This window comes from Micromonospora sp. WMMD967 (assembly GCF_029626165.1).
In the GTDB taxonomy this organism is placed as follows: domain Bacteria; phylum Actinomycetota; class Actinomycetes; order Mycobacteriales; family Micromonosporaceae; genus Micromonospora; species Micromonospora taraxaci.
Map to the genome: position 1 here is coordinate 1,201,290 of NZ_JARUBK010000001.1, position 15,131 is coordinate 1,216,420.

Sequence of the window (15,131 nt, forward strand, 5' to 3'; positions counted from 1 at the left end):
CGGTCTCTCCCTGTCGTGTCTGCGTCGGCACCGGGGGATCACCCGGCCGCGCAACTCGTGCGCCTGCCCGGCTGCTGCCGGACCGGTTCCTGGCGGCCGCGCCTAGCCCCGGTGGGGGTTGCCGCACGGCGTGAACCGGGTTCTGGCCGAACCCGGATCGGGAGTGCCGGCGCTCAACCGCGCCTGCCGCGAGGGTGCGCGGAGGTCACGGCTGCGTTGCCGTCGTGCTCCATATTCGCAGAGCAGGTGAGCGCGCCCACAGTACGCCTGCCTCGCATCCCGACCGGCCACGCTTTGCCATCGTTTGTCGTCATCATGCCGGGCTGCGTTTCCAGGGCGATCCGGTGGCGATTCGTCACCGTTCGGTCAGCTCCGCGTGTCGACACGCGGTGGAGGTTGGCTGACGCAGGGTGACTGCGGAAGGCTGATTCCCGCAGGATCGCGCCTATCAGGTTATTTGCCAGCTTTGACGGGGCGTCTCTCCATCTCGGCCGACGGCTACGACAAGGGGTGTGCGGTGCACGAGCCAGGTGACGGTCCCGGCACACCGGCGCTCGGCCGGCACCGGTCCGCAGGCGGTTACCGCCGGGTGGTCGGCGCGCACCGTGCCCCCGGCAGCGGAGGCCCCACCCGGGGTTACCTGCTCACCGTCGCCCTGCTGGCCGGGACCGCGTCGATGCCGATCCTCGCCGCGATCAGCGCCGGCTCGGCCACCCCGGGCAGCACCGCGCTGCCGGACAGCAGCACCCCCTTCATCCCGACCCCGTCGGTCGGGCCGGTGCTGATCCCGCTGCCGATGACCAGCCAGCCAGGGCTCCCACCGCCCGGTACGCCCAGCGTCGCTCCGCCCAGCGGTTGGCTGCCCGCCGCTCCCCGCCGTTCCCCGGAGCAACCGGCCACTGCCGACCGGGGCCCCGCCCTGCGGGGGACGACCCGGCCGCCGGCACCGAAACCCACCCGGGGCACCTCGCCGGCCGCGCCACCGCCCGTCGCTCCGCCGCCGCCGACCGCTTCGCCGACCGGCCCGGGCCCGACCGGTTCACCAGACCCGGATCCGACCGACCCGGACCCCACCGGTTCGTCGGATCCGGACCCGACGGATTCGCCGGACCCGGATCCGACCGGCTCCACCGGGCCTGATCCGACCCCGACCCTGACGGTGGACCCGACGCCCACGTCCGAGCCGACGACGACCCTCGACCCGAACCCCACGACGGGTCCGACCTCCACGCCGACCGACCCCTCGACCGCCACCGCAGCACCGACCAGCACCCGGTCCGTGCCACCCACGACGCCCGCGCCGCCGTCCACGACGCCCGCGCCGCCGTCCACGACGCCTGCGCCGTCCGCGACCCCGCCGCCGTCCACCACGCCCGCGACCACCGCCGCAGCGGCCAGCCGGCCCGGCCCGGCAGTTCCGTCGTAGCCGACCGCTACCGCTGCTCCCACGATCCGCTCGGTGCCGCTGGCCCGACCGACACACTCCGCGGTGCCCCCGGCGGTACGGTGACGAACAGCCGTGGTCCATCCGGTGCCGGGGCGTTCGACGGTAGGCGCGTACCGGAGGGGGTGGCGTGGGCGGCGGTGCGGAACTCCGCCCGGTGACCGCCCGACCCGGCCCGGGGCAGCGGGTCGCCCGGCTGGTCACCGAGGTGACCGCACCGGCAGTGCTCGTGTCATTGCTGATCCTCACGGTGAGCTGGCACAGCGCGAGCCGCCCCGGTCAGGGTCTCGTCTGGGGGCTGCTCGCCACGTTCTTCGTCACCGGCATCCCGTTCGCCTACATCGTGGGCGGGGTACGCCGCGGCCGGCTCACGGACCATCACATCGGCCGACGGGAGCAGCGTCGGGCTCCGTTGCTGGTAGGCCTCGGCTCAGTTGCGGGAGGGCTCGCCCTGCTCGCCGTGCTCGACGCACCCCGCCCGGTGCTGGCGCTGGCCCTGGCCGGGCTGGTCGGCCTGGTGATAGCCGTGTCGGTCAGCCACTGGTGGAAGATGTCGATCCACTCGGCGGTGGCCGCCGGCACCCTGGTCATCCTGACGCTGAGCTTCGGGACGCGCGTGGTCGTCGCCGCCCCGCTGTTGGCGTTGGTCGGCTGGTCCCGGGTGCGGTTGGGCGACCACACGGTGCCGCAGGTGCTCGCCGGCGGCGTGCTCGGCGCACTGATCGCCGCGGCGGTCTTCGGCCCGCTGCGCTGAACGGGCCCGCCCGCCCGGCCGCCGCGCCGGCCGCAACGCCGCGCCGGCCGCAACGCCGCGCCGGCCGCAACGCCGCGCCGGCCGCAACGCCGCGCCGGCCGCAACGCCGCGCCGGCCGCAACGCCGCGCCGGCGGCGGAACGCCGGGCCTGGTCGAGGCGGGCGGCATCGCACCGCCCGCCTCGGATGTCGTCAGGCGCCGTCGTCGGCGAGGCGGTGTCGGTTCGCCTCGATCCACGCGTCCAGCGCGGCCGGGTCGTCCGGGTCCACCCCGTCGGCCATCAGTTGGGCCACGGCGGCGGTGGCGGCGCTGCGTCGCTCACCCGTCGAGTAGAGGCGCGCGAACTCCGGCACCATCTCCTCGATCGCCTCGTCGGTGCGGGTCGTCGCCGCCTCGGGCAGGCCGCGCTGGCGGGACGCGTACCGCGCCCATGCCCGCAGCACCCGGGGCAGCATCGCCGCGTCGTCCATGTCGAGCACGGCCCGACGGTGCACCCAGTCCAGCAGGAAGAGCCCGGACACCGCTGGGCTCCAACGCATCGGGTCGGCGTCCGGGAAGGTGGCCGAGTGGTCCAGCAGCAGGCTCAGGCAGAAGTGCAGCGAGGCCAACTCCGGGCCGTCGACGGAGTCCAGGCCGAAACGGGTGGCCTCCGGCGCGGCGAGGAACCGCCGGACCAGGTCGGTGCGTTCGGCGGCGGAGAGCGGCTCGACCTCCGCCGGACCGGTCGGCTCGGTCGCGGTGGGCAGCATCGCCAGTCGGGCGCCGACGAGCGCCCGGTCGGTGGCGAGCGAACCCTCGCCCGGCAACTCGCTCAGCTCGTCGGTCACCGCGAGGTGGCGGGCCACCTCACCGCGGAGCCGGGCCGGGTTCTCGGTACGGAACCAGGTCAGCTCGTCGTCCGCGCACATCTGCCGGACCTGGTCCAGGATCCGTTCGGCCGGGCCGCCGACGAAGATGTCCTTGGTGATCCCGATGTTGTGGTCCACGAGGGCCACCAGCGCGTGCTCGGAGCCGCCGGACGCGTCGTCGTAGGCGAAGGTGGCGAGGTAGGAGGTCTGGTCGCCGTAGACGTCGCCGTACGCCCAGGAGCCGGTGAGGTGCACCCGCCCGAGCTGACCGGTCCAGCTGGGCGCCTGGCTGCCCGGGCGTACCCGCTCGGTGCCCTCGGCGTCCGGAACGAGCCTGGCGAAGATCTGGCGGATGGTGGTCGCCGACGCGACCCGGCGGCGGGCGGTGGCGGCGAGGAACCCGGTGACGAACTCCCGTACGGCGGTGTCGCGGTCGGTCTCCGCGATGGCGTAGACACTGCCCAGCAGCGCGCTGCCGAGCATCTCGGCGTCGAGGGCGGACTCCAGCTTGGTCACGTCGCGTGCGGCGTGCAGCACCGCGTCGTAGGGGGTCTGAGGCGTGGCCATGCTTCGACCCTACGCCGCCCAGGGCGTACGCAGAGCGGTAGCGAGTCGCGTCGGATGTCAGCGGCGGGCGGCGTCCCGCAGCGCGTCGCGTGCCTGCGCGTACGAGGCGAGCACGATTCGCACCGGCGCGAGCACGTACTCCTCGCCCACCTCGGCGACCCGGACCGTCAGCCGCTGCCGGGCACGGGCCCGCGCGCGCCGGGCGGCCCAGCGGATCACCGGCCGGGTCAGCGCGGCCACCAGCAGCCCGGCCAGCAGCCCGCCGAGCAGCAGCAGCGTCGGCAGTGGCACCTGCCCGACCATCGGGTTGTCCAACGCGGGCAGACCGAGTATCCGTAGCGCGTAGCCGAGCACCAGCCAGCCCAGACCGACCGCGGCGGCCAGGGTCACCAACCACTGCACACCGCCCACGACCCGCCACCACACCGGCTGACGGTCCAGGCCGAGGTCGGTGCCGGCGATCGCCCGGTCCAGCGCGTCCGGCATGTCGTCGAGGCGGGACCGGGCCGCGGCGGTCACCGCCGTCGGCCAGGCGGCGGGCAGGTCGCCGGCCGCCCGGTCGGCCACCGCGCGGATCGCGAGGCCCAGGGCGGAGCGCTGCGCGACGGTGGGGTCGGGCACCGAGGTCGCCGCCACCAGGCTCTCCGCCGGGTCGGCGTCCGCGCCGACCGGGCCGGGTAGGTGCAGCCGACGCAGCGGGTCGGGCCGCAACCGCCGCCAGCCCCGGACCACCGGCCAGCCGGTGGTGGCGCCGGCCCGATGCCGGTACGCCCGCTCGACCGCCTCGCTCACCGCCGGCACGCCGGCAGCGTCGGCCAACGCCCGGTTCAACCCGGCGACAGCCCCGTCGTCCGGGCCGCCGGCGGGCCGGGTCGAGCCGACCAGTGCGTCCAGACCGACGACGACGGTGTCGACGTCGCCGGCCAGCCGCCGTAGCGAGGCCTGCCGCTCGGCGACGGTCCGCTCCAACGCGTCGCGCAGCCCGACCATCCCGGCCGGGTCGATGGCGGTGGTGGCCAGCAGAGGCACCCCGGTCAGCCCGTCCGAGTCGAGCAGTCGGCGCAGGTCGTCCATGACCCGGGGCAACTCGGCCGGGGGTAGCCGATCGGCCTGGTTGAGCACGACCAGCGTGACGTCGCGGTGCCGGTGGAACTCGCGCAGGTAGTTGTCGTGGATGACCCGGTCGGCGTACTTCTGCGGGTCGACCACCCAGACCACCTGGTCGACCAGGCCGAGGAGCCGGTCCACCTCCAGCCGGTGGGACCGCTGCACCGAGTCGAAGTCGGGCAGGTCGAGCAGGATCAGCCCGTGCAGGGCCGACTCGTCGTCCGCGTCCAGGGCGCTCTCCCGGACGAACCGGTGTCGGGGCAGCACGCCGGTCCAGTCGAGCAGACGGTTGGCGCCCTCCAACGGCCCCCACACGCAGGCGTGGGTGACGCCGGTGGTGGGACGGCGGACCCCGACCGGCGACAGTTCCAACCGGGCCAACGCGTTGAACAGGCTGGACTTGCCGCTGCCGGTCGCGCCGGCCAGAGCGACCACCGTGTGGTCCCGGGACAGCGCGAGCCGGGTGCCGGCCCGCTCGACCACCGTGTGTGCGGGCACGAGCTCGGCGTCCGGCAGCAGGCCGTCCACCGCGGCCAGGAACCGACGTACCGCGTCCAGCCGGGCGATCAGCGCGTCGGCGTCGACCCGTTGGTCTCCGCGGAACGCCTCGCGGATCCGGCCGGTGATGTTCGTCACCGGTCACCCTCCTCGTCGCCGGCCGGCCGGCTGTCGCCTGCGGCGGACAGGCCGCTGCGGTGTCGGGCCAGTTCGACCCGCCCGGCGGCCCGGCGTAGGCCGTCGCCGACGTCCGCGGCGGGGCGGGCGTCCGCGGTGCGACTCAGGAACCTGTCGGCCTCCGCGTCGAGCAGCGTCCGCACCCGGCTCAGCAGGTCGGTGCGGGCCTTGGCGGCGAGGGTACGCACGGCCTGGTCGCCGAAGATCGCCTGGAGTACGGCCTGCGCGGCGACGGTGGTGCCGGCCCCGGTGGCCACCTCCAACCCGGTCGGGATGAACGCGGTGGAGGCGAAGACGGCGATCATCACGGCCAGCCCGGTGGCGTTGACCGCGTACGCGGCGGTGCGGGCCACGAACCGTTTGTCGCCGCCCTCGACCCGGACCAGCTCCAACACCCCGCGCTGCCAGTCCCGGACCATTCGTTCGGCGCGTTCCGGCAGGTCGTCGCTCGGGTGGGCCAGCGCGGGGTCGAGCAGCCCGGCGCCGGCCGGGTGCGCCTTCCACCCGGTGTACGCGGATTCGGCTGCCTCCGAGGCCACCCCGCGCAGCAGTGTCACCAGCTGCGACTCGATGGCGTTGCGAAGTTCGGTGGCGGGTGCCGGCCGCCCTGTGACAGCGGCGACGACCCGGTCCCGTAGGCGGCCGATCCGGGCTTCGAGGGTGCGGAACAGCTCGCCGGTGCCGACGAACTCCTGCCAGCGGGCGAGCACCTCTCCCCGGAGCAGCCGACCGTCCTGGAGCCCCTGCTCGGCGGTGCGCTCGGCACCCCGGTACGCGGCCCGAACCCGTTCGTCCAGCGCGTCGGCGGCGGCGATCTGCTCGTCGGCGGCGTCGGCCAACTCCTCGACGGCGGGGTGCAGCGCGGCCAGCGCCCCGTCCAACGTCTGGCGGACCACCGCCGCCCGGGCGTCCGCGTCGGCGGCCAGCCGGGCGAACCAGTCGGCCAGTGACGCCGTCACCGCCTCGGGCAGCAGCCCCTGCCCGTCGACCCAGGTCTCCGGCAGCACGAACAGCGGCGCCTGGCCGAGGCCCTGTTCGGCGAGCATCTCGGCCAGGTGCGCGGAGATCTCGTCGGCGGCTTCTGCGGGCACCCGGTCCAGCACCATGGCGATCACGGCGCCTCGCGCCCGGGCGCTGCGCAGCAGCTCCCACGGCACCGCGTCGGCGTACCGGGCGGCGGTGGTGACGAAGAGCCAGAGATCGGCGGCGGCCAGCAGTTGGGTGGCGAGGGCCCGGTTGGCGTCGACCACCGAGTCGATGTCCGGCGCGTCGAGGAAGGCCAGCCCGGCGGGCAGGGCCGGCGCGGTGACCAGGTGCAGGGCGCGCGGGTCTTCGCTCGGTTCGGTGGTGCGGGTCAGCCCGGGCAGCAGGTCACCCTGCCGGAACCAGGCCGCGTCGGACGGGTTGCAGACCAGCACCGGGGACCGGGTGGTGGGCCGGAGCACGCCGGCGGCGCTGACCCGGGCCTTGACCAGGCTGTTGACCAGCGTCGACTTGCCCGCCCCGGTGGAGCCGCCGACCACCACGAGCAGGGGGGCATCCAATCGGGCGAGCCGGGGCAGCAGGTAGTCGTCGAGTTGGTCGGTCAGGGCCGTGGCGGTGTGCCGGGAGGCGCTGGCCGAGGGCAGCGCGAGAGGGTACCGGGTAGCACCGATCGCCTCCCGGAGGCCCGACAGCGCGCTGGGGAGGCTGTCGTCCCCGGTGGTGGCGGACGGCTCCTCCGTGGCGTCCGGCGGGCCGGTGCGGGTGGCGACGGCAGGCGCGCCGGAACGGGTGGCGGGATCGCCGTGCGTCGTCACCGCTAAAGCGTGCCCGACCGATGCAAGGGAAGACAACCGGACGGTAATTGCGAGTGGGGTTGCGTCGGGTTGACTCAAGTCGACTTGACGATTGGCCAACGCGTGGCAGTATTGAGTCAAGTTCACTCAACTTGTGGTGGGGCCCGCTGCGGGCGGTGCTCGCCAGGCAGCCGCGGGCAGAGCCCGTCACCTGCACAACCTTACGAAGCGAGGAAGCGAAGATGGCACGTGCGGTCGGTATCGACCTCGGCACGACGAACTCCTGCGTCAGCGTTCTCGAGGGCGGTGAGCCCACCGTCATCGCCAACGCTGAGGGCTCGCGGACGACCCCGTCGATCGTCGCGTTCGCCCGCAACGGCGAGGTGCTCGTCGGTGAGGTCGCCAAGCGTCAGGCAGTGACCAACCCGGACCGGACGATCCGGTCGGTCAAGCGCGAGGTCGGCACGAACTGGTCCGTCGACATCGACGGCAAGAAGTACACCCCGCAGGAGATCTCGGCCCGGACCCTGATGAAGCTCAAGCGGGACGCCGAGGCGTACCTGGGTGAGCAGATCACCGACGCGGTGATCACCGTTCCGGCCTACTTCAACGACAGCCAGCGGCAGGCCACCAAGGAGGCCGGTGAGATCGCCGGCTTCAACGTGTTGCGGATCGTCAACGAGCCGACCGCCGCCGCCCTGGCGTACGGGCTGGACAAGGGCTCCAAGGAGCAGACCGTCCTGGTCTTCGACCTCGGTGGCGGCACCTTCGACGTGTCGCTGCTGGAGCTGGCCGAGGGCGTCGTCGAGGTCAAGTCGACGAGCGGTGACAACCAGCTCGGTGGCGACGACTGGGACCAGCGGATCATCGACCACCTGGTCAAGACGTTCCGTGGTGAGCACGGCATCGACCTGTCCCAGGACAAGATGGCCCTCCAGCGGCTCCGCGAGGCGGCCGAGAAGGCCAAGATCGAGCTGTCCGCCGCCACCACCACCAACATCAACCTGCCGTACATCACCGCCGGCGCGGCCGGCCCGCTGCACCTCGACGTGACCCTGAGCCGCGCCGAGTTCCAGCGGATGACGCAGGACCTGCTGGACCGTTGCAAGGGCCCGTTCGAGCAGGCCGTGAAGGACGCCGGGATCAAGATCTCCGACGTCGAGCACGTCATCCTGGTCGGCGGTTCGACCCGGATGCCCGCCGTGACCGACCTGGTCAAGCAGCTCACCGGCCGCGACCCCAACAAGGGCGTCAACCCGGACGAGGTCGTCGCCGTCGGCGCCGCCCTCCAGGCCGGTGTGCTCAAAGGTGAGGTCAAGGACGTCCTGCTGCTCGACGTGACCCCGCTGAGCCTGGGCATCGAGACCAAGGGCGGCATCTTCACCAAGCTGATCGAGCGCAACACCACCATCCCGACCAAGCGGTCCGAGGTCTTCACCACGGCCGACGACAACCAGCCGTCGGTGCTGATCCAGGTCTTCCAGGGTGAGCGGGAGATCGCCGCGTACAACAAGAAGCTCGGCACCTTCGAGCTGACCGGCCTCCCGCCGGCGCCGCGCGGCGTGCCGCAGATCGAGGTCGCCTTCGACATCGACGCCAACGGCATCGTCAACGTGCACGCCAAGGACCTGGGCACCGGCAAGGAACAGAAGATGACGATCACCGGCGGCTCCTCGCTGCCGAAGGACGACATCGAGCGGATGCGCCGGGACGCCGAGGAGCACGCGGAGGAGGACAAGCGCCGCCGCGACGACGCCGAGACCCGCAACGTGGCCGAGGCACTCCAGTGGCAGACCGAGAAGTTCCTCGCGGAGAGCGGCGACAAGCTGCCCACCGAGAACCGGGAGCAGCTCAACGAGGCGCTCGGTGAGCTTCGGGGCGCTCTCGGCGGTCAGGACATCGAGAAGATCAAGTCCGCGCACGAGAAGCTGGCGCAGGTCTCCCAGCAGGCCGGCTCGCTGCTCTACTCGCAGCAGGCCGAGCAGGGTCAGCAGCCGGGCGGCGAGCCCGGCCCGGGTGCCGCCGGTGCCACCGGTGCGGCGGGCGCGACCGGCACGCAGGCCGGCGGCGCCGACGACGTGGTCGACGCGGAGATCGTGGACGAGGACGGCAAGAAGTGACCGTCGGCCTCCGACACGTTTCCACCGCCAAGGGGATGAGGTAGCCGCATGACGCAGAAGCCACGAGCCGCCGACCCGGACGACACCGGGTCGACGCCGGGTGGCTCCGCGACCACGGAGCCGACCACCGGCGACGGGGAGGGGGTCGTCATCCGCAACAACCGCAAGCTCATCGACACCTCGGAGCCCGAGGGCACCGCGGCCGACGCGGAGACCGGCGTGCCGGCCGAGGGCCTCGTCGAGGACGCCGAGGTCGTGGTCGACGAGATCGAGGTCGAGGTCAACTCCACCGACGGGCCGGAGCCGTCCGGTCCGGCGGTGGTGGACGCCCCGGCGCAGCCGGTGGACGGCGGCGGCCCGGGCACCTCGCTCGGTGCCGAACTGGAGGCGCTCCGGGCCGACCTGGACGAGCGCACCAGGGACCTTCAGCGGGTGTCGGCGGAGTACGCCAACTACCGCAAGCGGGTCGACCGGGACCGCAGCCTGGTGCAGGAGCAGGCGACGGGTTCGGTGTTGGCCGCGCTGTTGCCGATCCTCGACGACCTGGACCGCGCTCGGGAACACGGCGACCTGGTCGGGCCGTTCGGCACGGTGGCGGAACAGCTCACCACCGCGCTGGGCAAGTTCGGCCTGAACGCCTTCGGCGAGCAGGGCGACCCGTTCGACCCGACCCGGCACGAGGCGGTCGCGCACCAGACCTCGGCCGACGTCAGCGAGCCGACCTGCGTGCAGGTCATGCGGCGCGGCTACCAGCTCGGCGAGCGGCTGCTGCGCCCCGCGCTGGTAGCGGTCGCGGATCCGGAATAGTGCAAGACAGTGACCGGGCCGTCCCGCCCACCATCCAACGGTGGGCGGGACGGCCGGGCCACGAGGGTCGAGAGGAGGTGGACCGGTGAGTTCCAAGGACTGGATCGAGAAGGACTTCTACGCCGTGCTCGGCGTGGACAAGGCCGCCTCCGCCGATGACATCAAGAAGGCGTACCGCAAGCTGGCCCGCGAGTCGCACCCGGACCACAACCCGGGCGACGCCAAGGCCGAGGAGCGGTTCAAGGCCGCGTCCGAGGCGTACAACGTGTTGTCGGACACGGGTCGTCGACGTGAGTACGACGAGATGCGCTCGCTGTTCGGCTCGGGTGCCTTCCGGCGCAACGCCCGGGGCGGGGGCCAGCCGGGCGGAATGCCGTTCGACGTCTCCGACATGTTCGGCGGTGCCGGCGGCGGCGACCGTCGGTTCGGCGGCGCCGGCTTCCAGGACCTGTTCAGCTCGATCTTCAGCGGTGGCCAGGGCGGTGGTCAGGCGGCACCGCGCGGTCCGGCCCGTGGCCGCGACGTGGAGACCGAGGTGGCGCTCGACTTCGGTGACGCGGTGCGCGGGGTGACGCTTCCCCTGACACTGCGCGCGCCGGGGGTCTGCGACACCTGCCACGGCAACGGGGCGAAGCCGGGCACCCAGCCGCGTACCTGCCCGGTCTGCCACGGCGCCGGGGTCACCACCCGGGACCAGGGGGCGTTCAGCTTCTCCGAGCCGTGCCGCAACTGTCAGGGCGTCGGCACTGTCGTCGAGGAGAAGTGCCCGGAGTGCCACGGCACCGGAGGCGTCACCAAGACCCGCACCATGAACGTGCGGTTCCCGGCCGGGGTGGCCGACGGTCAGCGCATCCGGTTGGCCGGGCGCGGTGAGCCGGGCGAGCGCGGCGGCCCGGCCGGCGATCTCTTCGTACACGTCAAGGTTCGACCGGACGAGCTGTTCGGGCGTACCGGCGACGACCTGACGTTGTCCGTGCCGGTCACCTTCGCGGAGGCCGTGCTCGGCACGGACCTGCGGGTGCCGACGCTCGACGGCGCGGTGACCCTACGGGTTCCGCCGGGTACGCCGAGCGGACGTGTGTTGCGGGCCCGCGGCAAGGGTGTGGTTCGTCGCGACGGCCAGGCCGGTGACCTGCTGGTCACGTTGGACGTGGCCGTTCCGGCCCGGTTGTCGGACGAGGCGCGCGCCGCACTGGAGGCGTTCGCCGAGCAGAGCCCGCCGGCTGCCCGGGAACATCTCGACGCTCGGGTGCGTCGGGTCAGTTAGTGCGTTGGAATGGACGCGGAGGTGAGCGGGATGTCGGGCGAGTTCCTCGGTTCGGGTGACCCTGCCTACGAGGCCAAGGTGCTGATGATCTCGGTTGCGGCTCGCATGGCGGGGATGCACCCGCAGACCCTGCGCCAGTACGACCGACTCGGGCTGGTGCAGCCGGGCCGGGCCGCTGGCGGGGGCCGCCGGTACAGCGTCCGCGACGTGGTGCTGTTGCGCGAGGTGCAGCGCCTCAGCCAGGACGACGGGATCAACCTGGCCGGCGTGAAGCGCATCATCGGGCTGGAGCGACTGCTGGAGCAGGCTCAGCAGCGGGTGGCTCGGCTGGAGGCGGAGCTCGACGCCGCGTACCGCCGGATTGCCGAACTGGAGTCCCTGGCCCGCTTCCCCGGCAGTGACCTCGTGCCGACCAACCGCACCTCCACCGCTCTGGTGGTGTGGCGGCCCCGCCGCACGCCCGGTCGCTGACCCGCCGCTCACCCGGATCTGCCTCCTCGGCCCGGGCCGTACCGGATTTCCCGGCGCGGCCCGGGCCGCTTCGGTTAACCTGTCGATACGGTTCCAATCGGATAATCCGGACCTACCGGCATGGCGAAGGGGAGCGATGGCGGAGCCGGCGAAGAACATGGCCCAGCAGACGGAAGACCGGTTGGAAGACCTGGCCGAAACCGTCCGCGAGAAGTTCGACAGGGTGACCAAGGGGACCTACCGGGACCGGGTCGTCGGCGGCAGGTTCGCCGAAGCGGGCGACCGGAATCGACCTGAAGAGGAACAGAAGCAGGACTGAACGGCAACCGACGTACGGGCCGGGACCCACGGGGGGTCCCGGCCCGTTCACGTGGGTGAGTGCGGGCCGGGACGCTGGTGATCTCAGCGCGGGGTCCCGGCCCGTTCACGTGAAGAGTGCGGGCCGGGACGCTGTCGATCTCGACCAGCCGAGCCTCAGCCGAGGCGGCGGTTCTCGCGGACCAGGCCGCCTTCGCACCAGTCGCGATAGACGAAGAGGTCCGGCCGGGCCAACAGCACGCGGCCGTTGTGCGCCCAGACCTTCATCAGTTCGTCGCCGTCCCGCTCGGCCTGTTCCACGAGTTTGCGGAAGCGGCGCTTGGGGTGGGCGCGGAAGTTCGTCCGGATGCCGTCGGCCGCGTAGATGTAGAGACAGTGCAACGCGAAACGGCGGGCCGGACAGGTCGGATCCATGGCTAACTCGAAGAGCGTCAGCACCAGTCGGTCACCGGAGACCAGTAGGTCCCAGTCGGGTGGCATCGAGGCCAACGGCACCGAATCGGGCTTGTACGCCCAAGCTCGCAACTCCGCCGGGCTCGGATCGACGGGGTTCGCGAAGCCGTGGAACGTCGACTCCTGCACGCTCACCGGCCAACCTTCCGCTCTGGCCCGCGGGTGGCAACGCTGCCTGCGGAACCTGGCTGCTGGGGCGAAACGGTAACCCGCCGCCGGGTGCTGCGGTAGTCCCCGTGGGGAGCAATTCCGCAACCGTTGGCATGGGCGGGTCCCCCGCATCGACAGAGCGGTCGATGATGCTCCTATGGCAATCCACGTTCGACAGTTCCAGCGAGGCGCCGAGACTCAGTTCGTCACGGGGCTGGAATGGCTTTTCGCCCCTCCCGGTAGCCGTCCCGTGGATTGGGACAACGACCGCGCCGTCGAGCGGACAGCGCAATTGCTCGACCACGAAGGCGTCGCACTCTTCGGGGCGCGATCGGACGAGGGCCAGTTGGTCGGAGTGATCAGCGTCTACGTGGACATCCTCTCGGTGCGCTTCGGCCGACGGGCTTCGATAGAGGATCTCGCCGTACACCCCGACTGGCGGTCTCGGGGTGTCGGCTCGAACCTCCTGGCCGCTGCCAGGACGTGGGCGCACGAACAGGGCGCCGACTACGTCTTCCTGGAGTCCGGTCTGGCCCGGACCGAGGCGCACCGCTTCTACCTTCGCGAGGGCGCGACCCACGCAGCTGCGGCGTTCCGGTGGACCGGAGGGCCCACCGGTTGACGCTCGCGGTCAGTCGTGGATCGGCGCCGGCACCTGTCGTTGGGCCGCCGCGCGGTTACGCAGCCACCGCTTGAACCACGGGAAGTCCGGCAGCCGGGCCAGGATCGGCCCGGTCACCACCGTGATCAGGACGTACGTCGCGGCCAACGCCGCCAACCGCGGCTCGACGCTCCCGGCGGCGACCGCGAGACCGGCGATGACGATCGAGAACTCACCTCGGGGTACGAGTGCCAGACCGGTCCGCCATCGACCTGGTTCGGCGATGCCGACCCGACGGGCCGCGAGGTAGCCGGTGAGCGTCTTCGTCCCCATGGTGACGATGGCCAGCGCCAGTGCCGGCAGCAGCACCGGCGGGATGTCCTGCGGGTCGGTGGTCAGGCCGAAGAAGACGAAGAACACAGCGGCGAACAGGTCCCGCAGTGGGGAGAGCAACTCGGTGGCGTGGTGCGCCACCGGGCCGGAGAGCGCGATGCCGACGAGGAACGCGCCGACCGCCGCCGACACCTGGAGCGACGCGGCGATGCCCGCGATCAGCAACGTCAGACCGAGTACGCCGAGCAGCAGCGCCTCCGGGTCCTTGGCCGACAGGGCGGACGAGATCAGGTGGCCGTACCGGATGGCGACGACCAACACGATCAGTACGGTGCCCACCGCGACGGTGAGCGCGATCCCGCCGCCGAGCAGGCCCGTGCCGGCCAGTACGGCGGTGACGAGCGGCAGGTAGAGGGCCATCGCCAGGTCCTCGATGACCAGCACCGAGAGGATCACCGGGGTCTCCCGGTTACCGAGTCGTCCCAGGTCGGCGAGGACCTTGGCGATCACTCCCGACGAGGAGACCCAGGTGATGCCGCCGAGCACCAGGGCGGCGACCCAGTCCCAGCCGAGCAGCAGGGCGAACCCCGCTCCGGGCAGCGCGTTGAGGACACCGTCGATCAGCCCTGCCGGTGCCGCCGAGCGGAGGTTGCCGACCAGTTCGTTGGCCGAGTACTCCAGGCCGAGCATCACCAGCAGCAGGATGACGCCGATCTCGGCGCCTACCGCGAAGAACTCCTCGCTGGCGGCGAGCGGCAGTAGCCCGCCGTGCCCGAACGCCAGCCCGGCGAGCAGGTAGAGGGGAATGGGCGAGAGGCCGAAGCGTCGGCTGACCCGGCCGAGGAGGCCAAGCAACAACAGCAGCGCACCGACTTCGATGAGCAGCGTGGTGAAATCGTGCATCCGCCTCAGCCGTCCGGGTCACTGTCGGCGAGGATGGCGGACACACCGTCGAGACCCCGTCGGGTCCCGACGACGACCACCACGTCGCCGGCTGCGAAGCGGAAGGTGGGGAGTGGCGAGACGATCACTTCGCCTTCGCGCAGGACCGCCACAATGGAGGCGCTGGTGCGGGTACGCGCCTTGGTGTCGGCAAGCTGGCGGTTGACGTATCGCGAACCGGCCGGGATGGCGATCTGCTCGGTGAGCAGCCCGGCCGCCTGCTCGCGGAGGCCGGAGAGTTGGCCGAGCATCAACGACGCGCCGAGGATGTCGGCCAGAGCCTCGGCCTCGTCGTCGGTCAGCGGAATGTCCGCCTGGCAGGAGTCAGGGTCGTCGGGATCGTAGAGGACCAGATCACGGCGGCCATTGCGGTGGGAGACGACGCCCAGGCGGCGTCCGGACTCCGTCACCAGATCGTGGCGTACCCCGATCCCGGGTAGGGCGGTCTGCTCGACACGTACTCGCACCCGCCAAGGCTACCGCTTGGTGAACAAAG

General features: G+C 72.3%; 14 protein-coding genes. 7 read left to right on the forward strand and 7 right to left on the reverse strand.

All coding sequences use genetic code 11. The annotated features are described in order from the left end of the window. Window positions 1-636 precede the first annotated feature (636 nt). A complete protein-coding gene (locus O7631_RS05740) occupies window positions 637-1,449 on the reverse strand; it encodes a hypothetical protein (RefSeq protein ID WP_278143323.1) in 813 nt (270 codons plus the stop codon). 125 nt (window positions 1,450-1,574) lie between these two features. Between O7631_RS05740 and O7631_RS05745 the strand changes: the two genes are divergently transcribed. Further along, on the forward strand, window positions 1,575-2,198 hold the full coding sequence (locus O7631_RS05745; protein WP_269681683.1) for a phosphatase PAP2 family protein: 624 nt from the start codon (window positions 1,575-1,577) through the stop codon (window positions 2,196-2,198). A 191-nt stretch (window positions 2,199-2,389) separates the two neighbouring features. Here O7631_RS05745 and O7631_RS05750 read toward each other — a convergent pair whose 3' ends face one another. From O7631_RS05750 to O7631_RS05760, 3 genes are read right to left on the reverse strand one after another with little or no spacing between them, the layout of a single operon-like run. After that, window positions 2,390-3,613, reverse strand: coding sequence for a hypothetical protein (locus O7631_RS05750; RefSeq protein WP_269681682.1), 1,224 nt, complete (start codon window positions 3,611-3,613; stop codon window positions 2,390-2,392). Between the two features lie 57 nt (window positions 3,614-3,670). Beyond that, entirely contained in the window at window positions 3,671-5,356 is a 1,686-nt protein-coding gene (locus O7631_RS05755) for a GTPase (RefSeq protein WP_278143324.1), read from the reverse strand. Further along, the gene (locus O7631_RS05760) at window positions 5,353-7,194 is read right to left on the reverse strand and encodes an ABC transporter (protein WP_278143325.1); all 1,842 of its coding nucleotides are present in this window, start codon (window positions 7,192-7,194) and stop codon (window positions 5,353-5,355) included. The genes O7631_RS05755 and O7631_RS05760 overlap by 4 nt, the downstream gene beginning before the upstream one ends. A gap of 221 nt (window positions 7,195-7,415) precedes the next feature. Between O7631_RS05760 and dnaK the strand changes: the two genes are divergently transcribed. From dnaK to O7631_RS05785, 5 genes are all read left to right on the forward strand, one after another. Further along, window positions 7,416-9,293, forward strand: coding sequence for a molecular chaperone DnaK (gene dnaK / locus O7631_RS05765; RefSeq protein WP_278143326.1), 1,878 nt, complete (start codon window positions 7,416-7,418; stop codon window positions 9,291-9,293). A 48-nt stretch (window positions 9,294-9,341) separates the two neighbouring features. After that, window positions 9,342-10,100: a nucleotide exchange factor GrpE gene (gene grpE / locus O7631_RS05770; RefSeq protein WP_269681679.1), complete on the forward strand. Its 759-nt coding sequence runs from the start codon at window positions 9,342-9,344 to the stop codon at window positions 10,098-10,100. Window positions 10,101-10,185: 85 nt separating this feature from the next. Then, entirely contained in the window at window positions 10,186-11,367 is a 1,182-nt protein-coding gene (dnaJ, locus tag O7631_RS05775) for a molecular chaperone DnaJ (protein WP_278143327.1), read from the forward strand. 30 nt (window positions 11,368-11,397) lie between these two features. Further along, a complete protein-coding gene (locus O7631_RS05780; RefSeq protein WP_088991285.1) occupies window positions 11,398-11,838 on the forward strand; it encodes a helix-turn-helix transcriptional regulator in 441 nt (146 codons plus the stop codon). A gap of 136 nt (window positions 11,839-11,974) precedes the next feature. Next, window positions 11,975-12,157 carry a hypothetical protein gene (locus tag O7631_RS05785; RefSeq protein ID WP_278143328.1) on the forward strand — a complete coding sequence of 61 codons (183 nt, stop codon included), beginning with the start codon at window positions 11,975-11,977 and terminating at the stop codon, window positions 12,155-12,157. A 155-nt stretch (window positions 12,158-12,312) separates the two neighbouring features. Here the strand turns inward: O7631_RS05785 and O7631_RS05790 are convergent, their stop codons facing one another. Then, a complete protein-coding gene (locus tag O7631_RS05790) occupies window positions 12,313-12,744 on the reverse strand; it encodes a hypothetical protein (RefSeq protein ID WP_269681676.1) in 432 nt (143 codons plus the stop codon). Between the two features lie 172 nt (window positions 12,745-12,916). Here O7631_RS05790 and O7631_RS05795 point away from each other — a divergent pair, with 172 nt between their 5' ends. After that, a complete protein-coding gene (locus O7631_RS05795; protein WP_278143329.1) occupies window positions 12,917-13,381 on the forward strand; it encodes a GNAT family N-acetyltransferase in 465 nt (154 codons plus the stop codon). 9 nt (window positions 13,382-13,390) lie between these two features. Here O7631_RS05795 and O7631_RS05800 read toward each other — a convergent pair whose 3' ends face one another. After that, entirely contained in the window at window positions 13,391-14,596 is a 1,206-nt protein-coding gene (locus O7631_RS05800; RefSeq protein ID WP_278143330.1) for a cation:proton antiporter, read from the reverse strand. A gap of 5 nt (window positions 14,597-14,601) precedes the next feature. Continuing rightward, the gene (locus tag O7631_RS05805; RefSeq protein ID WP_088986935.1) at window positions 14,602-15,102 is read right to left on the reverse strand and encodes a TrkA C-terminal domain-containing protein; all 501 of its coding nucleotides are present in this window, start codon (window positions 15,100-15,102) and stop codon (window positions 14,602-14,604) included. Window positions 15,103-15,131 lie beyond the last annotated feature (29 nt).